Below are 19518 nucleotides of genomic sequence, written 5' to 3'. Positions count from 1 at the left end.
AACTTGTTATTTGATTCCCATAATTTAAATTAATGCTAATTTATTTTTTCAAATAACCTTCATTGTAATCTTGAATTGTATCTTTTATTGCATCATCAACTTTTTCTTCACCGTTTATAACTTTAATCATTGATTTCTTAAGAGCACCTGATAAACCACGGTAACCAGTCATTGTCTTTGTTACTTCATCTTGTGTTTGTTGACTGCTAATTGGTTGTGCTGCTTCTGCAATTTCTTCACTAAAAGTTTTGTATGCATCTTGACCTTTTTCATGTTTAATATCTAAACCTTCAACTGCTGGAATATATCCTGCATATTCACATAATTGTTGATAGTTTTCTTTAGTGTATAACCATTGTAAGAATTTAAGACCACCTTCAGGGTTCTTTCCATTTTTAAATGCTAACATAAAGTTACTACCCATATTTGTTGCTCTAACTTTTTCGTAAGGCATGAATACAGCTTTCCATTTAAAGTTTGTAATGTTAGTACTGAAGTCATTGATTTGCCAGCTTCCTGACATATATGCTGCTACACGTCCACTCTTAAACATAGCAGATGGATCTTCACCTGTTGTCCAAACTGATTTTGGCATAATATGATTATCATTTAATTCAACAAATTTTTGTAATGCTGCTTTAGTGTTGTCATCAGTAGTATATGAATCTTTTGCATCATTTACAAAGAAGTTTTTTCCACCAAATTGATATGTAAATGCTCTTAATCTATGGTCTGATGCATCCATTACCATACCGTATTTTGCATCACTTTTATCTAATACTGTTTTTAAAGATTGTAAGAATTGATCCCAAGTCCAAACATTGTCTTTTGATGTAGGATATGACACTCCAGCCTTATCGAATAAGTCTGTGTTTATGAACATTCCAACTGCTGTAACATCTGTTGGTAATCCCTTAACAGTACCTTTTTCATCATTAATATTTAAGCTCTTCATTGTATTCCCTGAACGAGCTATACTAGTTAAATCTTGTAATGAATCTGACCAATCTGGAGATATTTGTGATGTACGAACAACATCTGGTGAATCATTAGCTTGTACTGACTTAGAAATTTTTGTTTTTAAATCATCATAAGGTATATCAGTTACTTCAACTTTAACCCCAGTTTCCTTTTCATATTTTTCTGCCATCTTTGAATAAGCATTTCCTTCTGATTTATCCCCTGATACAAATAATCTAACTGTGTTACTTGATGCTGATTTTGAATTACCACATCCAGCAAGACCTGCTACTAAAGATAAGCCTATTCCTAAACATATTAATTTTTTAATCATTTTCATAAATCTTTTCCTCCCTAATTTAAATTATTTATATATACTTAAAACGACAATGGAAAATAAGAATATAATAACTCCAAGAGAAATTCTTTTCTTTTCTCCTAATGTCTTTTTTTCGCCTAAAATAATAATGCCTGCAAAAATTGACACAAACACACATAGCTGAGAAATCGTATAACTTAACCCTACACCCAAGCGGCTTGCAGTAAAAAATATTGAAATATTTGCAATTGACCATGACAACCCTGTAATACAGTTTCTTATAGCATTTTTAAAGCCTGCTTTTTCCTCTTTATTAGAAATAATGTACATTATTGAAGCAGTACCTATCATCCCTAAAGATTGAGGAAAAAAGATTTCAAAACTAGATATTTTAAAGTAAGCATTCGTTGTCACATATCCAGTTAAAAACAAGGATGAAATTATCATCGAAATAATCCAGCCCTTACTTCCAGACTTACTATCTGAAGCTTTCTTATTTGCTCCTTCATTGGCTAAAAGCCAAATTGCAAAAATAATTAAGCCTAAAGCAATTAGCGAAAAAATAGTTTGCTTCCCCGAAGCCCATTCTCCTAAAATCACTCCAGAAACAAGAGTAGTAAATAGTAATTGGGTACCATTTGAAACTGGCATTCCTTTTGATACAGGAGCCTCTTTTAAAGCTTTAAATTGAAATAGCTGTCCAAAGGTCCAGAAAACTCCTGACATACAGGAAATCATAAAAGCTTGTCCTGTATATGTTGGTTTTGCAATTATACTAAACACTAATCCTACTAAGAATGCTATAATTGTTGTGCCTAATAGCTGTTGTTTAGGTGTTCCACCTGCTTTTGATGCAAAAACTGGCATTAATCCCCAACCTAGAGCTGGCAAAAGATAAATAATAACACTCATTATTATTACTGTCCTTTCTGCTTATGGTAATTTAAATGTTCTGTTAATGCGCAAATCATCATAGCTTGGCCATACGCCATAGGAGCTGTAATAATATTTTTGTAATCTTCTTTATTGTTACTAATTGCTGTACCAGCTGATACACCAAGGACATTTCCTTTTTCATCAATCCTACCAATCAATGCATCAACAGATTCCTTACAAAAGCTTTCAAATTCTTCTGCTCCTAATAATCCTTGCTGGATTCCCATATAGATACCTGCAATGATACCTGAAGAACCAGAGGTTTCTGTATAAGAGCTGCTATCATTAATAATTGTATGCCACAATTTATCTTCTCCACGATATTTCACTAAAGCCCTTACTTGGTTAATATATAGATTCTTTAAATAGCTTACAATTGATTCTGGTAATCTATCTTCTAAATAACGCAAGTATAATGGAACTGCCATTGTAAACCAGCTATTTCCTCTGCACCAGAAATTTCCTCCAAAATTTGAATTATTAGTAAAGTCCCAGCCGTGATAAAACAAACCTGTTTCTCTATCAACTAAGTACTTTGTATGTAGTAGAAACTGATATTCTGAATCATCAATCCATTTTTGCTTATCATATTTCATTCCCATTTTCCCTATAAATAATACTGTCATAAATAAAGTATCTATCCAAATTTGACCTTCATTTAATCTAAGAGAAAACTTATCTACTCCTGAAGTAATATGCTGCAGTCCACTTTCATATGTCCTTGGAAAATTCTCATCAATCCAACTCATCCACTCTAACGAAAGTTGTTCAAATTCTTTAAAGTCCACTAGGGATAACAATGGGCAAATAGTATTTATATTTTTTGTAGGCAGCCCTTTGTTAATTTCTGTTTTAGCCCAATTAACAATGTATTCCCTATTCTTTTCTAAGTTTTGGCTAAGTCCAAATATTCCTACACCTTGTGGCCAATCCCATTGATCCATTCCAAAATCTCTAGCAAAAAAACCTTTTTTTTCTGCTTCAGCTGTAGAAACACTTACAAATTCATTTGCTAAATCACCTTGATTATCTAAATTAATTAAGTTATTAACTACTAAATTCAGATAATTTTCAATAGTATTTTTCATCTTTTAACCCCTTCCGTTGTAAATTCAACATATATTGCTTCGGGGAGATGCCTTGTAACTCTTTAAACTTTTTAATAAAACTGGATTCGTCCTTGTATCCTATTTTATATGCCACATCTTTCACACTATAACCAGCTTCAAGATAATTTCTAGAAGCCATTATCCTAATATAAATTAAATATTGTGTAGGTGTCATACCAATATTCTTCTTAAACAATCTTATAATCGTAGACTTACTTATATAAAATTCATTGGCTAAATCATCTAAATTACTATCTTCCATGTAATTATTTTTAATATAATCTAACAAGGAATAAAATTGTGTATTACCTTCATAGTTTATATTTTTTTTATCTTCAAGAAAATTGTTAAAAAGTTCAGATATTATTATAAGAATTTCTATAAACTTTACTTTTATCTTTAAATCTTGAAACTTGCTTTCTGAATCTTGATAGTAATTTATCAGTTCATTAAATAATTTCACTAATTGTTCCTTTGATAATTCACTAAGTTGAATACAGTTATAACCTTTTCTTCGATTAGTGAATACTTGAAGAATATCAAGGGAATTATCTTTTAAAACATCGATAAATCGAGGCTTAAATAGTATGCAATATCTTTCGTACAATTTTTTGTTATCCACTACTACTCGATGAATTTCTTCAGAATTAAAAATTGCTATGGCTCCGGAATCCATTACAAATTTTCTACCATCAACATAATATGTAGTTTCATTAGTTAATGTAAAATGAATTTCAAATCCATCGTGAAAGTGTGGTCTCCCCATAAAATGAGAATCATCTATTTTATGAAACACAAAAAATTCATTATCTAAAAGTACCTTATCCATGTCTACTACTTTTTGTTTCATAATATCATCTCCTTTTATAAATCCATTATATATCGCTTGCATGAAAAAAGTAATGAAAAAAATTCAAAAAATACGCTTAAATTGTCATATTACTGCTAATTTTAACTCGTTTTTTTTAGTAGCTTTTTGGCATTTACTTACAGTAAGCTAACGTATACATTAGCTTAACATAGTGTATATCTCATTTCCATCAACTATTTTGAGCATCAGAAAAATAGTGCAAAAGTTTCTAAAACCGCATTTTCAATAAACCCGCACTATGTTGAGTATATTTAATTTAAATAAAGGATTTTTTATTATATAAAAAGGAGCCAATTTGATACAACTTACACAGTTATATAAAATAGACTCCTTTGCCTTATCGATTAACTTATTCACATTTTTAATTATCATAACACAAATTTAACTTTTTGCAAATATATTTTAAAGATATCCAAATCGAAAATTAGACTTATGCAACAATTACCTAAATCAGATACATTTATCCTCCACAGGACTAGTGAAATTTTCGCTGGAAGGTTCTAAATGACGGCTTGTCGTTATTTCAGCGTGATCCAGATGTAAAATCTGGACAAGCTGTAAATAAAACAAGCCCCCATTAAGAACCATCAACAGCTCAATTTCACATGCCTGCTTCCAGAAAAATGTATCTGATTTCTAGTGTAGTGTTACTATTATAATTTCTCAATTATGCATGTATATTCCATTTATAAGTTTGATTATTAAATTGGATATCTATAACCACATATATTTTATTATCCTAATAACTACATAATAGTTTGCAATTCAGCAATAAACTTATCTAAAAAATCTGAAACCTTAATTCTATCTGTTTGTGTCCCATACAAATTTACACTAAGAGTTACTTTATCATCAAAGGTTGATACAGCTAATTGGAAATATGGACTATATTTAATTGACCCTGTCATGAAAGCTTCAGTAATCTCAATTTCTCCAAATACAATTCGCTTTTTATCAATTATTCCTATATTAGTAAATGCAATAAGTGGATTCGAGAAGTTCTTCTCAATAATATTTCTTGCAAGCTTATAAGGAAAAATATCAAAAACTTTTTCTAACATGATTAAGCTTTTAACACAATTATTATTAGACTTTTGCTTGTCCATTGTCTGCTTTACTTTGTAAATAGTTTGTTCAAATGTTTCACCAACTTCTGAACCTATATTGCAAAAAAGATTAGTAGGTAGATTGCATATCCCCTCTGACTTATGATTTAATAAATACTTTCTTAAATCAACCGCACAAGGTATATTTAAAACTTTCCCAAATAGCTGAAACAAGACTCTTTGGTAAGCTGTAAGCATAATATCATTAATGGTTGCATCATGTTTCTTTGCAAAAGCTTTAAGCCTAAGGAATTGTTCATTATCAATTTTACGAGGTTCAATAAAAGGGTTGTTAAGATCTCCTTCAAAATTGAAGCTTGAATCATCATTCACAGACATATTGATTTTACTAAACATAATTTTTAACTTATCTGGAATAGAAAATACTTTTAGGACTTGCTTGATTTTTCGATTCCCCATAGCTGCAATAGAATAATCTAATTTTCTATCCATATTAGTATAAATATCACTTAGCATATATAAATAATCCTTAAATCCAGCCGCATCACATAGCATATGATTTATCAGTACACACATTATATGCTTTTCTTCCCTTTGAATCACTTTAATCCTTAATTGTGGTCCATTAAACCCATCTATTTCTTGATAAAGATGCTGAATCATCTCTTCATCAGTATCTTGTGCTTCTATATATTCTATAACATCATCTGCAGTATAACCTTTATCTTCCCAAAAAGGCTTTCTTTTTGTTTCATTGTACACACATCTAATCAAAGGAAATGCATCAATTGAAATGTCGACCGCTTGTCTTAGCCTTTCCAAATCTAATTTTCCTGAAAATTCACCTACAAAATGAAGTGTGTGATCATTTATTTTATTAACCTTAAAAAGATGTTGTAAAATATCCCAGGCTTCAACATGATAACTTTTAAAATTATTATTCAACATTTCCACTCCTTAATATAATTAAAACAAATCAGATTATTTTATAAAAACTTATCCCTTAATTAATTATATTACTCCCTTTTTCCAAGATAACATAGGAAATATTGGTTAAAACATTTGTAAATTTTTAATTTCTTACATTCATACTTCTTGTTGACAAATATTATATGTATACTTATAATAAGTATACATATAATGAATACACATATAAAGGAGAATTAAAAATGGAATTACAATTTAAAGTTGAAGTAAATGCGCCTAAGGAAGCTATTTGGCCCTATTATTCTGATCCTGCAAAGAGACATATTTGGGAAGAAGATTTAGAAAGTCTTAAATTTAATGGTGAATTTAAAACCGGAACTACTGGAACAATGAAATTAAAAGGAATGCCAGAAATGACATTTACTCTTACTAACATCGTCCCAAATGCTTCTTATTGGGATAAAACTGAAGTTCCTGAAATGGGAAATATTCATTTTGGACATGATATTTTTCAGGAAGATGGTAGAAACTTTATTCAACATACTGTAAAATTAGAAAAAGAAAATCCATCAGAAGAAGATTTAAACTTTCTTTGCGGTGTATTTTCCGATGTCCCTAAATCTGTCATGAAAATCAAAAAGGAGGTTGAAATATAAATTGGACTTTCCATCAGCTCGATTTAAAGATGATGCAGAATCTTCAACTGGTCTTCTTTTTATCCGCGTATATAATAAATGGCATTCAATCATTACACAAGAACTTCGTAAATTAGGCATTACTCATCCACAATTTGTAGTGCTTACTACATTAAATTTTCTTAGCCAATCAGATGATAATGTCACACAGGTAAGCATTGCAAAACTTGCAGATATGGATGTTATGTCTACATCTCAAATTATCAGAGGCTTAGAAAAGAACGACTTTATAAAGCGAACTGCTAACCCTGATGATAGCAGAGCAAATTCAGTTATCCTTTTGCCAAAAGGGCTTGAGATGGTTAAAACAGCCCTTCCAGTAGTTGAAAAAATAGATGATGAGTTTTTTGGTATTTTGCAAGAACATGAAAGTATTTTTCGCAACTACCTTAATCAATTGGATTAAGGTACATAAAAAAATCGCAGGCGACTGTGGAGCCGGAGATTTTTAATATTAAGTTCCGTATTGTGCTTCGCACTCTTTTTATAGGTGCGCATCTGCCTTTTCGAACGCATGCGAGAAAAATCTGCACCTTATAAAGAGCAGCTATGCTGCATATAAGAACATTTTATGCAGGCGAATATGATTATTCTTTTCTTATATATAACTCAGTCAAATAGCCTTTTTCATATATTATCCACAGATTTTACTGCATTATAAATTCAAAAGAATAAAAAAAAGGAACATTTAGAGCATTTCTTGCCCTAAGTATTCCTTTTTTATTTTACATAAGATCTTAATTCAATTTTTTTATAAAGGTCATCCTAATTATGTTAATAAAAATGCTGGATGACTTAGCACGCAAATTAATACTTTGATAGCTGATTTATGTAATAAGTTAATATAAATGCTTGCTGGCTTAGAAACCTAATTACTCTTATTCTTTTTAGCTTCCAATCTATTGTTTACCAAAGAGTACATTACTGGGACAACTATAAAGGTAAGGAAAGTTGCTGATGCAAGTCCAAATATTATAGTTACAGACATAGGCCCAAATAAAGTACTATTAGAAAATGCAAGTGGTATAAGCCCGGTAATAGTTGCTGTCGAACTTAATATTATTGGTCTAAACCTTTGGCTTACTGCATGTATACATGCTTCATCTATAGAAAGCCCTTCTTGTCTTCCCTCAATTATATATTCTACAAGAAGTATTGCATTTCTTATAACTACCCCAATCAAGCTTATTATACCCATAACTGCAGTTAATGATAATGGCATATCAAATATCATTAAACCTATTATTACTCCCATCAGCGATAATGGCAGTGAATATATTATTACAAGAGGTTGCACAAATGACTTAAATTGAACAAATAGAATTAAGTAAATTATTATGATAGTAAGTACACCTGCAACTCCAAGGCTTGTAAAGTTAGTTTCTATTTGATTTTGCTCTCCATCATAAAGAACATTTACACCATTTAAGTCCATTTTATTTATTTCTGCTTTTAACTTGCTCTCAATATCGCTTGCATTATAATCAGATTTCACATCACTAAATACTGTTACCGTCTTATCCTTTTTATAATGTTTTATTTGATCTAACTGTGAATTAAGCTTTACTGTTGCAACTTGATTTAATAAGATTTTATTACTTGTAATACTTGATTTTACTTGTAAATTCTTTAAATCTTCTACTGAACTGATATTGCTTTTAACTAATATATCATATTCATTTCCACTCTTTCTGTATACAGAACTGCTATATCCCTTTAAAGCAATATTCATTTGTTTTAAAATATCAGATTTTAATAAACCATATTGAGATGCTTTTGCGCTATCAATAAGCACTTCATATTCATAAGTCTTTTTAGCTGCATCATCTCTAACATTGGTAGTTCCTGGCATATCCTTTAATTTTTCTTGTATCTGTTCTGAAGCTGCATATATTTTATCTAAATCATCTCCAGTAAGCCTTAATCTAACAGGTGCCCCAATTGGCATTGCTTGTTCTAAAAGTTTTACTGTAGCTGTTCCTCCAGATATTTTATTATCCAATTGATTTTGTACATACTCAACAAGTTTTTCTCTTGTTTCAAACTTTTTAGTCTTTTCTAAATCTACCTTCACCATAATTTGAGCTACATCTTTAGCTGGTGCTACCGTAGGAAGTGTAATATAAAAACTAGGCATACCTCCACCTATAGCTGAAGTATAGCTTGTAACCTCTTCTTGTTCCTTTAATACTTCTTCTACCTTGCTTACTAATTTTCCTGTACTATCAATATCTTCAACTTTTTCATTGATAATATCTATGTAAATAACATTCTTGTCTACATAAGGAAAAAATTGTGTTCCTAATAAATTTATTAATCCCATCGATATCACCAAAACAAGCAAAGAAGCTGCAATAATCTTTATTTTATGGCTAAGTCCATAAATTAAAAGCTTATTAAAGAATTTTTGAATTTTATTTTCTTTTATTGGTTGTTTACTTTTCTTAAAAAACAAAGAGGACATAGCTGGAGTTATAAATAAGGCTGATATATAGGAGCAAGTTATACAAATCATAACTACTTGTGGCAGTGTACTTATAAACTCCCCTACAGCTCCTGGTATACTTAAAAGAGGAGCAAAAGCACCAACTATTATTAAAGTAGAGGTAAATACAGGCACAAATAATTTTTTAATTCCTTTAAAGGCTGCCTCATCTCCTGGTAAGCCTTCATCAATGCCTACTTGAACAACATCTCCTATTACAATAGCATCATCCACCAGTATTCCCAAGGCTATAATAAGTGCCGTTGTTGATATTTGATGTACTTTTATCCCCAAAACCTCCATAGCAATAAAAGATAGAGCTATTGATATTGGAATAACCGAAGATACAACTAATGCATTTCTAATTCCCATTCCTATCAAAACAGTAATTACTACAAGAACCACTCCTTCTTCAAGGTTTTTCATAAAAAATGAAACTGAATCATCTACATCTTTTGGCTGAAAAGTAACTTCATCTATAGTTAAATCCTGTGGCAATTGTTTCTTTATTTCATCTAATTTTTTTCTTACATCCTCACCAATTAAAACTATATTTTTATTATCTTGAAAATATCCTGCAAGCAATACTGATTTTTTCCCATTGTCAGTAAATCTATATGCACTATCATCATCATAATCCATGCTTACAGTTGCAATATCTTTTAACTTTAAAGTTTGTCCTGTATCTGAGGAAACTCCAACTATTGTATTTTCTATATCTTTAAGTGAAGTAAAACTTCCAGGCGTCTGCACTTTTATCTTTCCAGTAGCTAACTCTAAAGATCCAGATGGAATTTCCACATTTTGTGCTTGAAGTACACCACATACTTCTTCAAGAGAAATAGAATATTTATTAATTTTGCTTAAATCCACTTGAACTTTTACTTGTTTATCTTGTTTTCCCTTTATATCAAATCTTGAAATCCCACTGATACCACCTAATTGTTTCTTTATATCATCAGCATAATTTCCTAATTGCTCATAGGAATAATTGTCACCTGATATGCTTAAAATCATCCCAGCTGTCTGCGTAAGGTTTGTATCTATTTTACTTTCTTCAACTCCATTTGGAAGATCTGCCTTTAAATCCTTTATCTTATCTCTTAGTGTACGCCACGCTTTATCCTTATCCGCATCATTATTTAGGTAAACAATAACTATAGATGCACTATTTTGAGAAAAAGATTCTGCATAATCATAACCATCAATTTCTTCTATTTTGTCTTCAATCTTTTTAGTAACTAAGCTTTCCACATCCTTAGGCGAAGCTCCTGGGTAAATAGTTGTAATCATTGCTGCCGGTGAGGAAACATCTGGGCTCTCCTGTTTAGGAATATAGTAGTAACAAGCTAAACCGCTTAAGATAGTAATTAGCACTAAAAATAGAACTATCTTTTTATTTTTAATTGCTGCATTAATCAATCCCATAGTATATCCTCCTTACTCTGCTGAAACCTGATATCCAGCTTTTATATTTTTCATTCCTTCATTAATAAGCTTATCTCCATTTTTAAGTCCTTCTACATTTACTAAATTTTCATTAGTTTGACCTAAGGTCACATTTTTCTTAACGGCATGTCCATTTTCAACCACAAAAACATAATCTTGTCCATCATTCAAAATACTTGTAATAGGAATCCATAGTCCTTTCTTTTCACCTTCACTAATATAAACTTTTACTGATTGACCTATATAAAATTTATTATTGTCTATTGGGCTTATTAATTTTATTTCCGCACTATAGGTTCCCGACTTACTGTCAGCCATTTGAACTATATTCATAACTTCTCCATCTGTAGTATCATTGTCAATTTTAACTTGTGTTTTAGTTCCTATTTGTATCTTCTTTACATCTTCATCAGATAAACCTACTGTAACCACTTGATTTTCACTTCTAATTAATACTACAGGATACCCTGCTGACTGCATTTCACCTTCTTTACCTAAAATATCTACAACATATCCATCAATATCCGCTATAAGAGAAGCATCTTGAACTAAGTTTACTTTTGAAGCATAATCAGCCTTTGCTGCATTTAGTTGAGCTAGTGCCGCATTTTTATCTTCACTTCTAGTTCCATTTTGAAGTTGTTTTAATGTTTCCCTTGCTGCATTAAGCTCACTTTCACTGCCATTTAATTTAATTTTAATATCGTCTAGCTGCTGCTTAGTTATCGCGTGCATTTGATACAAGCTAAGATTTTTATTGTATAAATCTTTACAGTAATTATAATTATCTTCAGCATTCTTTACTGCAATTTGTGCTTTGTTTATATCCTCTTCCTGGGCTCCATTTACTGCTTTTTCATATTGTGCTGAAGCTGCTTCCATTTGAGCCTTTGAGCCATTTGCTACAAAATCCAAATCTGTTTTATCTAAGTCAACAAGCTTATCCCCCTTTTTTACTTGCCGGCCTTTAGAAACATATATTTTACTCACTCTAGCAGAACTTTTAAAGGAAAGTTTTCTAACTTCGCTTCCTCCTGTAAGCCCTTCATATTCTAAAGAAATTGGATAACTTTCATCCTTAAGCTCCACAGTCTTTACTGGATAAGTTTTTATTTCTGCTGTTGAATTATCATCACTACTACACCCACTTAACATAAAAAGATTAAAACATACTAAACAAACTGCTATTATTTTTTTATTCATATTTCCTCCCTGTATGAAGCTTTATTCTTCATCTTCTTTAGATTTTTAATTTCATTACAACCTTATTTGTTCATTAATCTTCAACTTATTTACTACTTAGTATCCATGGCTTTTGTATATTGTCTTTTAAATTGTTATAGGTATACACAAGTTTTCTTATACCAGTATCTAAAGCTTCACTTTCTAAAACCTGCTTATCATAATCATTTTGGAGCATCAATCCCATATCTACTTGAGCTTTTGCAAAGCTTAATTTTGTATTTACTGAAGTTTCCTGTTCCTTTAAATTATTTATCTTATCCTCTAATGCCAAAAGGGTTGAATAACTTTCCTTCATTGCATTTTTCAAATTTTTCTTAGCCTCATCTATATTTACCTTTGCTTCATCGACACTATATTGTCCATCAATATATTCTTCATAAGCATTCAATTTAGCTAAGTATTCTTGCTGTTTTTGTTGATAGTCTATTAATCTTAAAGCATATGAACCAGCATCAAATTCAGTAGTTCCATCAGCCTTAACTGTTATATTTGAAGCTCTATCTGGAAGAGTTTCTGGAGTTTTACTCATAATATCCTTTATTCCATCTTCTTTTAGCTTTTTCATATAATCCTTAGATAATTTAAATATTTTATTATCATAGTTTAAATAAGTATCTATTTTGTCATCTATATACTCATCCACTGAGCCAGTTATTTTAAATTTTTCATAATTCATGCTATAGTCAAGTTTATAAGTGTCTTTTACATCTAAATCTGTAATCACTTTAAAATATTCTTTGTTATCATTTAATAAATTTTCCTTTGCCCTTATATCATTTTCCAAGGAAGTTAATTCAATTTGTGCATCCTTAACCTCCGTAGGTGTTGCCATTTCTAAAGATAATTTTCCATTAATAAATTCCAAATCTCTTCTCTTAAATTCCAAAGCCCTCTTTGATTTACTAAGATCAATTTCTTTTAAAACCATATCGTTATATTTATTAGTAATATCACTTGCTATTTGATCTTTCATAAATTCCTTAGCTTGTTTGCTTTGTTTTTCTTGAAGTTCAAGCTCATCGTAAGGATAATCATATACTTTTTGATTTATAGAATTATAATAATCATTGTATTTCTCTTGAAGTCTCATCTTATCTTCATACATTTTTATTTCTCTTGATTTTAAATTTAATTTATCACTATTATTTATAGCTCCAGCTATAGCTTCCTCTAACGGAAGATTTTTTTTCTCTTTAATACTTTGTAAATTTTGAGTTTTAATTGAAGTATCTGCTGCAGATACTGGTACAACACTACTAGTCATAAGTCCAATTATGCTTCCAATAGTTAAGATTCTTTTTATTCTTTGCTTCATTGATAATCACCTCTCCATTTATTTTAATCTCTACATATATATCCAAGAGATACATATGTAGATTCTGTTTACAAGTGTATGTTTATACTTTATACTGTTGATATAGTCTTATCAAGAAACAATATTTTTAAATTATATATAGCGTCTACATTTTTTAATATTTGTAGATTATTTTGTTAGGAGGTCCATATGAATATTAATGTAAATGATGAAAATCTTGATTTAAGAACTCGAAGAATGCATAAACTATTATTTGATACCCTAATAGACTTACTTACAGAAAAAAATTTTAACGATATCCGCATTTCAGACATCTGTGATAAAGCTATGATACATAGAACAACCTTTTATAAACATTTTGAAGATAAATTCCAATTACTTGATTTTATGCTCAGACAATTAATACAGGATTTTGAAAAAAAGAGTTTGCAATATACGTCTGAAGATAATCCAAATCAATATTATGCTAATTTATTCAAACTTCTTCTTGAACATATGCGCGAAAATAAGAAAATGTATACTATCGGCTTACTAAATAATGGTTCTGCAATGAAGATGCTTCAAAAAATAGTGCTTCAATGCATAAAATCCAAACTAGAATTCGATGTAACTAATGGAGCTAAATTTATTGTTCCAATAGATATCATTGCAGAGTTTTATTCTCCTGCATTAGTTTATTCAGCTGGAGAATGGCTTGAAGAAGGTATGATTGTACCAATTGAACAAATGGTGCAATATTGTGATATTATAGCTAGTGCCCTTCAGAAAAATAGGCAAAGCTTATAGATGAGTAAATCAACATTGCCATTTAATCTTATAAACTCCTAGATTTAATCAGCTTCTCAACTTTCTAAAATTCTATAATTTTCTATAAAAAATAAGGGTAAATATCCTCAAGTATTATTTTGAGGATATTTACCCTTAAGTTATAATATAGGTTCCAATTATCAATATTCAATTATCATTTGAGGATAAAAGCCATATTAGAAAGTTCATTTTTCCAAATATAAAAGTTCGAGATAAAATTAAAAGAATAATTATCTAAATATATTTCTTTAAATTTAATTGCTTCTAATCTTTCTTATTTCCTTCACTTTAGTTTTACTTATATATCTTTCAAATTTCTTATCTTTTTTTATAACTAAATAATGATTTTTATATTCAAGGTAACAGCTACAATAAATTTCTTCATCATCAATTAGTATTAAATATAATGATTTGCTCTTTATAGTTTTTATTATTTCCTTCATATTTATTGATATTATTAATAAAGTACTGACGATCAATTCCATTATTAAGGCTATTAAAAATGTTTCAACTTTTTCATTATTATTAAATAAAACAATTTTACTGCTTGTAATTTCAACACTGCTTGAAATTCTTTCTATAATAATAAATAAAAACATTGCAGCAGAAATACTAAAAGTATATATATTTTTCATATTTTTGCTTGGAATATCATCTTCTAACTTAACCAATTCGCCTTCTAATTTATTTCTAAAAGCTTTATTTAAATATCTAAATTTTTGTATTGTATCAATAGCTGCTAACACTGTTATAATTATAACTATAATAAATATAGCCATTTCAAAAAAATATGCTGCTGTCATATTTTTCATTTTACTAATTGGAGTCTCTTGATAAAAGCTTTCAGCAAGAAAACTCCCCAGTACAATCATATACATAATAAAGCCAATATAACCTAACCATTGTACAACAACACTAAACATTGATTGCTTCCCTGGCACTTCTTTATACTTCATTTTTACTATAGACATAAAAAAGTTATAAAAGGCTTTTATATGTAAAGCTATTAAAGTTCCTAATACAGTCAATATGGCCATTATATCTCTTGCTGTAAATTCCATAATCATATCTCCTTCCACATACTTATAAAATTATAATTATTTTATTGAAGCTGTAGATAAATTTAATCTATACGTGCCAAATTCCGTTAAACAATCAAGAAAAGAGTTTATTTCATCCATATCTGAACAGATAATCTTTAGTAAATAACAGCCATCACCACTAATTTTATGTGCTTCATCTACAAGACTATTCGATTGGAGAAACTTAATTAGCTTATCGTGTTTTGTTGTTTTCATAAAAATAGTAATATAGGCTATTATGTTCTTTCCAAGCAATGCATCATTTATACAAATAGTATACCCAGTTATAATTCCTAAATTTTGAAGGCGTATAATCCTATTCGATACTCCCTGCGGTGTTAAATGTATTACCTCACCTATTTCTTTAAGTGGCATCTTAGAATTGATTTTCAACATTTCTATAATCTTTAAATCTATTTCATCAAACATACAATAAAAAATCCTTTCAATTTTCAAGTAAAAGTGACTAAACTCTTTCCCCTTTAAACTTAAATTTAAGATATGATTATTATAGCAAACAGATCAATATTAATAAATGATAAGGTGGAATAAAAGATGAAAAAAGCGCTACTTGTAATTGATGTCCAAAATGAATATTTTACTGGAAAATTAAAAGTAACTTATCCTAGCAATAGCTTAGATAATATACTTAAAGTAATGGATTATGCAAAAGAAAACAATATGATTACAATAATTGTTCAACACACAGGAAGTGATGGAAATACTTTTATTAGAAACTCAAACGAATGGGAGATACATCCAAAGATTCTAGAAAAATCTTGTGACTATATTATTGAAAAAACCAAACCTAGTAGTTTTTATAAGACCAATTTAGAAGAAATATTAATAAAAGAAGATATTGATGAAGTAATTATTTCTGGATATATGACGCAGATGTGTTGCGATACAACAGCTAGAGATGCATTTCACAAAGGATATAACGTTAAATTTTTATCAGATGCTACTGGCACAATAGATGTAAGCAATGATATTGGAACAATAAGTAGTGAAGATCTCCATAAAGCAACATTAATTGCTCAAAGTTTAGGATTTAGTAAAGTGATAAGTTCTGAAGATTTTATGAAAATCTGCCTTTAGTTCTTTGGTAAAACTTCTTCTTGAAACAAAAATGTAAGGGAAAGCTCAAGGATTTGAGCTTTCCCTAACATTATTTATTTTTTTCCAAATTTAAATTAATTTTTCTTAAAAGCGAATCAAATGTTTCTTTTTCCTCCTCTGTTAACATGTTTAATAGATCTTCTTCAACAGTTACATGCTCATATACAGCAGTATTAATCACTTTTAACCCTTCCTCTGTTAATTTTACATATACAGTTCTTCTATCTTCTGTATCATTTACTCTAACAACTAACCCCTTTTTCTCTAGGGTATCTACCCTGTTAGTCATTGCACCTGAGGTTACCATCAAAAGATTATAGAGTTCTGTAGGTTTTAATTTAAATTCTCCTCCTGATCTTCTTAAAGTTGCAAGTACATCAAACTCTCCACTATTAAGCTTAAATTTCGAAAAATTATCTGCTAATCTCCTTTCAGTAAATTTAGCTACCCTCTTCAATCTTCCTAAAATAGCCATAGACTTTGTATTTAATTCTGGTATTTCATCTGTCCATTGTTCAATTATTAAATCTACATTATCTTTACTCATAATATTAATGTTAGCATCAGAAAAATCAAATATCAACAAAAATTTCATTAACGTTAATAATCTTAACATTAAGATAATTGACTTTAAGATAAATATACTTTATAATAAAAACAATCTTAATGTTAAGATACTTAATATTAAAATTATATTTAGTTTATGGATGAATTCAATCTATAATTCTAATAATACTATCCCGCTATTATATTTTTATACATATTTAATCTATTTAATTGAATTAACTAGGACTTATATGAATTCCTATGACCTTAGGAATTTAAAAATTGGATTAAGAAAGAATGGTGATTAAAATGACAAAAGAAATAAAAATAGCCTTATTGATGGCTGCTAGTTTATTTATGGAGATTTTAGATGGAACAATTGTAACCACTGCACTACCTGGAATGGCTAAATATTTTCACACTGATTCTGCTGCTATAGCATTACTTGTAAGTGTTTATCTAATTACAGTTGCTGTTTTCATACCTTTAAGTGGTTGGATGGCAAATCGCTTTGGTAAAAAGAAAATTTGGATTATTGCTGTTATTATCTTTAGCCTTAGTTCCTTAAGCAGTGCTTTTGCACCAAACTTTACTTTCCTTTTAATAATGAGAATTATTCAAGGAATTTCTGGAGCTTTAATGACACCAACTGCAAGATTGATAGTGTTAGAAAAAACACCTGCTTCACAGCTTTTAAAAATGGTTAGCTATATGATTTGGCCAGCACTTATAGCACCTGCAATAGCCCCAATTGTTGGCGGCTTTATTGTAACTTATTGGAGTTGGCAGTGGATCTTCTTAATCAATGTACCAATAGGCTTAATCATTGTATTAATTGGATTAAAATTAATTGATGCTGATCAAAATCAAAATACAGCTCCTTTTGACCTTTTAGGTTTTATAGAAATTGCATTTGCATCTGGATTAATTTTAGTTGGAGCAGAACTTGCCAGCGCTGGAAGAAACTATTGGCTTTATGCCCTTGGATCAATTGTTTTAGGTCTTATATTAAGCTTTATAGTTTTTAAACACTTAAAAAAAGTGGACAATCCACTATTTTCACTTGCCTCATTAAAAATAACTTCTTTTAGAATCTGTCAAACAAGTGGCTCTGTTTTCTGGTTATCTGTTGGAGCACTACCTTACATACTAACAGTATTTTTACAAACAGTATTTCACTTATCAGCAGTAAAAGCTGGAAGCTATGTATTATTCATTTTTGTTGGAAATATTGGAATAAAGCCTTTTACAAATATCATTATTCAAAAGTTAGCTTATAAAGGTTCACTATTACTATCATTATTAATGGTATTTCTTTCATCAATCGCTTTAGCCTTTATTAAAATTGATACTCTCCCAATTTGGATAATGTTTCTTGCATTGGTTTCAGGTATAGGACGTTCTCTAGCTTTAACTGCTTATAGTGGATTGACCTTTTCTGAAATAGATCCAAAAGATAGAAATGGTGCTAATACTTTAAACTCAGTTACTTCAACATTATCCCAAGGAATGGGCATAGCACTAATTACAGTTGTTGTTACTCTACTTCAAATTTTTCTACAAATTAACACTTCATATGAATTAGGTTTCGTTTTCCTTGGTTTATTAATGATATTTCCAGCAATAGAAATATTATTTCTCCCTAAAAACATTGGAAATAACACAATTAGTAGGTAAAGGCGAGGAGGATTACTATGAAAAACTTAAGAGATACTTTATTAACAATGCTTGCACCAATGCTTTGGGCCTCAACTTATATAATAACTACGCTACTTATTCCAATAAACAAACCAATATTTGTAGCACTTATGAGAGGTCTTCCTATTGGACTAATACTTTTACTTTATTATAGACAATTTCCTAAAGGAGCATGGCTTCTAAAAGCTATCATTTTAGGAACTTTAAATATTGGTGGTTTTTTTCTCTTCTTATTTATTGCTGCTTACAGACTTCCAGGTGGTATTGCATCAATATTAGGAAGTGTACAACCTATTTTCACTATTTTCTTTAGCTGGATCTTTCTTAAAGAAAGTCCAAATAAGAATTCCTTTATTGCAGTTATAATGACCCTTACAGGGGTATCTCTCTTATTATTAAAACAAGATGCCGCAATAGATCTTGTTGGTGTAATTGCTGCTCTTATAGGTGCTATCATTATGGCATTAGGAGTTGTCCTAACTAAATATTGGGGTAAACCTGAAGGAGTTAATAATATGGTTTTTACCTCGTGGCAACTATTCTATGGAAGTCTTATATTAATTCCTGCAACTTTTTTAATAGAAGGTGGTATTCCAACTCTTAATAGTACAAATATATTAGGACTTGCTATATTAGGAATATTTAATACTGGCTTAGGTTATTATTTATGGTTTAGAGGAATTTCAAAATTATCTCCAACCAAGGTATCCTTCCTTGGCCCAGTTAATCCTCTAACAGCATTTTTACTAGGATTTATATTCTTAAAACAAACTATTAATCCTATTCAAATATTAGGAGTATTAATAATAATTTTCAGTGTTTATTTTTCTCAAAAGAAAACTTCAGTAAAATAAGATTCTTTTTATTCTCCCTGCACTTTTGCATTTG

The 19518-nt window shown here is 29.8% G+C and carries 17 protein-coding genes; 6 read left to right on the top strand and 11 right to left on the bottom strand.

The genetic code is table 11. From position 1 onward, the window contains the following. Positions 1-40 precede the first annotated feature (40 nt). The 5 genes from L3B98_RS08240 to L3B98_RS08220 all read right to left on the bottom strand — a co-directional run bounded on the left by L3B98_RS08240 (position 41) and on the right by L3B98_RS08220 (position 6210). Positions 41-1300 (bottom strand): sugar ABC transporter substrate-binding protein, encoded by a 1260-nt coding sequence (locus L3B98_RS08240; protein WP_238916257.1) that lies wholly within the window; start codon positions 1298-1300, stop codon positions 41-43. A gap of 24 nt (positions 1301-1324) precedes the next feature. Next, on the bottom strand, positions 1325-2191 hold the full coding sequence (locus L3B98_RS08235; protein ID WP_077362239.1) for a GRP family sugar transporter: 867 nt from the start codon (positions 2189-2191) through the stop codon (positions 1325-1327). 5 nt (positions 2192-2196) lie between these two features. Continuing rightward, positions 2197-3303: a glycoside hydrolase family 88 protein gene (locus L3B98_RS08230; protein ID WP_238916256.1), complete on the bottom strand. Its 1107-nt coding sequence runs from the start codon at positions 3301-3303 to the stop codon at positions 2197-2199. After that, entirely contained in the window at positions 3287-4174 is an 888-nt protein-coding gene (locus L3B98_RS08225) for an AraC family transcriptional regulator (protein WP_015392307.1), read from the bottom strand. The genes L3B98_RS08230 and L3B98_RS08225 overlap by 17 nt, the downstream gene beginning before the upstream one ends. Positions 4175-4941: 767 nt before the next feature. Then, positions 4942-6210, bottom strand: a complete 1269-nt coding sequence (locus tag L3B98_RS08220) for a hypothetical protein (RefSeq protein ID WP_238916255.1) — start codon at positions 6208-6210, stop codon at positions 4942-4944. 221 nt (positions 6211-6431) lie between these two features. Between L3B98_RS08220 and L3B98_RS08215 the strand changes: the two genes are divergently transcribed. Both L3B98_RS08215 and L3B98_RS08210 read left to right on the top strand, forming a co-directional pair. Next, positions 6432-6845, top strand: a complete 414-nt coding sequence (locus tag L3B98_RS08215) for a polyketide cyclase (protein WP_238916254.1) — start codon at positions 6432-6434, stop codon at positions 6843-6845. Between the two features lies 1 nt (position 6846). Continuing rightward, complete coding sequence (locus L3B98_RS08210) at positions 6847-7290, top strand: MarR family transcriptional regulator (protein WP_077366767.1); 444 nt, start codon at positions 6847-6849, stop codon at positions 7288-7290. 462 nt (positions 7291-7752) lie between these two features. On the opposite strand, the gene L3B98_RS08205 is transcribed toward L3B98_RS08210, so the two are convergent. From L3B98_RS08205 to L3B98_RS08195, 3 genes are all read right to left on the bottom strand, one after another. Beyond that, on the bottom strand, positions 7753-10797 hold the full coding sequence (locus L3B98_RS08205) for an efflux RND transporter permease subunit (RefSeq protein ID WP_238916253.1): 3045 nt from the start codon (positions 10795-10797) through the stop codon (positions 7753-7755). 12 nt (positions 10798-10809) lie between these two features. Next, complete coding sequence (locus tag L3B98_RS08200) at positions 10810-12021, bottom strand: efflux RND transporter periplasmic adaptor subunit (protein ID WP_238916252.1); 1212 nt, start codon at positions 12019-12021, stop codon at positions 10810-10812. A gap of 85 nt (positions 12022-12106) precedes the next feature. Continuing rightward, entirely contained in the window at positions 12107-13378 is a 1272-nt protein-coding gene (locus L3B98_RS08195) for a hypothetical protein (protein ID WP_238916251.1), read from the bottom strand. Between the two features lie 189 nt (positions 13379-13567). Here L3B98_RS08195 and L3B98_RS08190 point away from each other — a divergent pair, with 189 nt between their 5' ends. Then, the gene (locus tag L3B98_RS08190; protein WP_238916250.1) at positions 13568-14164 is read left to right on the top strand and encodes a TetR/AcrR family transcriptional regulator; all 597 of its coding nucleotides are present in this window, start codon (positions 13568-13570) and stop codon (positions 14162-14164) included. A gap of 275 nt (positions 14165-14439) precedes the next feature. On the opposite strand, the gene L3B98_RS08185 is transcribed toward L3B98_RS08190, so the two are convergent. Next, complete coding sequence (locus L3B98_RS08185; protein WP_238916249.1) at positions 14440-15246, bottom strand: hypothetical protein; 807 nt, start codon at positions 15244-15246, stop codon at positions 14440-14442. 36 nt (positions 15247-15282) lie between these two features. Continuing rightward, on the bottom strand, positions 15283-15696 hold the full coding sequence (locus tag L3B98_RS08180; protein WP_238916248.1) for an Lrp/AsnC family transcriptional regulator: 414 nt from the start codon (positions 15694-15696) through the stop codon (positions 15283-15285). Positions 15697-15822: 126 nt separating this feature from the next. On the opposite strand from L3B98_RS08180, the gene L3B98_RS08175 reads away from it, so the two are divergent. Next, positions 15823-16365: a cysteine hydrolase family protein gene (locus L3B98_RS08175; protein ID WP_238916247.1), complete on the top strand. Its 543-nt coding sequence runs from the start codon at positions 15823-15825 to the stop codon at positions 16363-16365. A 70-nt stretch (positions 16366-16435) separates the two neighbouring features. On the opposite strand, the gene L3B98_RS08170 is transcribed toward L3B98_RS08175, so the two are convergent. After that, positions 16436-16933 (bottom strand): MarR family transcriptional regulator, encoded by a 498-nt coding sequence (locus L3B98_RS08170; RefSeq protein WP_238916246.1) that lies wholly within the window; start codon positions 16931-16933, stop codon positions 16436-16438. Positions 16934-17241: 308 nt separating this feature from the next. On the opposite strand from L3B98_RS08170, the gene L3B98_RS08165 reads away from it, so the two are divergent. Continuing rightward, the gene (locus tag L3B98_RS08165) at positions 17242-18609 is read left to right on the top strand and encodes an MFS transporter (RefSeq protein ID WP_238916245.1); all 1368 of its coding nucleotides are present in this window, start codon (positions 17242-17244) and stop codon (positions 18607-18609) included. 17 nt (positions 18610-18626) lie between these two features. After that, the gene (locus L3B98_RS08160) at positions 18627-19484 is read left to right on the top strand and encodes an EamA family transporter (RefSeq protein ID WP_238916244.1); all 858 of its coding nucleotides are present in this window, start codon (positions 18627-18629) and stop codon (positions 19482-19484) included. Positions 19485-19518: the final 34 nt, after the last annotated feature.

Source organism: Clostridium sp. YIM B02555 (assembly GCF_022320955.1).
Classification (GTDB): domain Bacteria; phylum Bacillota; class Clostridia; order Clostridiales; family Clostridiaceae; genus Clostridium; species Clostridium saccharoperbutylacetonicum.
This window is presented reverse-complemented; position numbering and strand designations above follow the sequence as displayed.

Excerpts from the sequence above, each read along its gene's own strand:
- L3B98_RS08240 (WP_238916257.1), bottom strand. The coding sequence starts at position 1,300 with ATGAAAATGATTAAAAAATTAATATGTTTAGGAATAGGCTTATCTTTA.
- L3B98_RS08235 (WP_077362239.1), bottom strand. The coding sequence starts at position 2,191 with ATGAGTGTTATTATTTATCTTTTGCCAGCTCTAGGTTGGGGATTAATG.
- L3B98_RS08230 (WP_238916256.1), bottom strand. The coding sequence starts at position 3,303 with ATGAAAAATACTATTGAAAATTATCTGAATTTAGTAGTTAATAACTTA.
- L3B98_RS08225 (WP_015392307.1), bottom strand. The coding sequence starts at position 4,174 with ATGAAACAAAAAGTAGTAGACATGGATAAGGTACTTTTAGATAATGAA.
- L3B98_RS08220 (WP_238916255.1), bottom strand. The coding sequence starts at position 6,210 with ATGTTGAATAATAATTTTAAAAGTTATCATGTTGAAGCCTGGGATATT.
- L3B98_RS08215 (WP_238916254.1), top strand. The coding sequence starts at position 6,432 with ATGGAATTACAATTTAAAGTTGAAGTAAATGCGCCTAAGGAAGCTATT.
- L3B98_RS08205 (WP_238916253.1), bottom strand. The coding sequence starts at position 10,797 with ATGGGATTGATTAATGCAGCAATTAAAAATAAAAAGATAGTTCTATTT.
- L3B98_RS08200 (WP_238916252.1), bottom strand. The coding sequence starts at position 12,021 with ATGAATAAAAAAATAATAGCAGTTTGTTTAGTATGTTTTAATCTTTTT.
- L3B98_RS08195 (WP_238916251.1), bottom strand. The coding sequence starts at position 13,378 with ATGAAGCAAAGAATAAAAAGAATCTTAACTATTGGAAGCATAATTGGA.
- L3B98_RS08190 (WP_238916250.1), top strand. The coding sequence starts at position 13,568 with ATGAATATTAATGTAAATGATGAAAATCTTGATTTAAGAACTCGAAGA.
- L3B98_RS08185 (WP_238916249.1), bottom strand. The coding sequence starts at position 15,246 with ATGGAATTTACAGCAAGAGATATAATGGCCATATTGACTGTATTAGGA.
- L3B98_RS08180 (WP_238916248.1), bottom strand. The coding sequence starts at position 15,696 with ATGTTTGATGAAATAGATTTAAAGATTATAGAAATGTTGAAAATCAAT.
- L3B98_RS08175 (WP_238916247.1), top strand. The coding sequence starts at position 15,823 with ATGAAAAAAGCGCTACTTGTAATTGATGTCCAAAATGAATATTTTACT.
- L3B98_RS08170 (WP_238916246.1), bottom strand. The coding sequence starts at position 16,933 with ATGAGTAAAGATAATGTAGATTTAATAATTGAACAATGGACAGATGAA.
- L3B98_RS08165 (WP_238916245.1), top strand. The coding sequence starts at position 17,242 with ATGACAAAAGAAATAAAAATAGCCTTATTGATGGCTGCTAGTTTATTT.
- L3B98_RS08160 (WP_238916244.1), top strand. The coding sequence starts at position 18,627 with ATGAAAAACTTAAGAGATACTTTATTAACAATGCTTGCACCAATGCTT.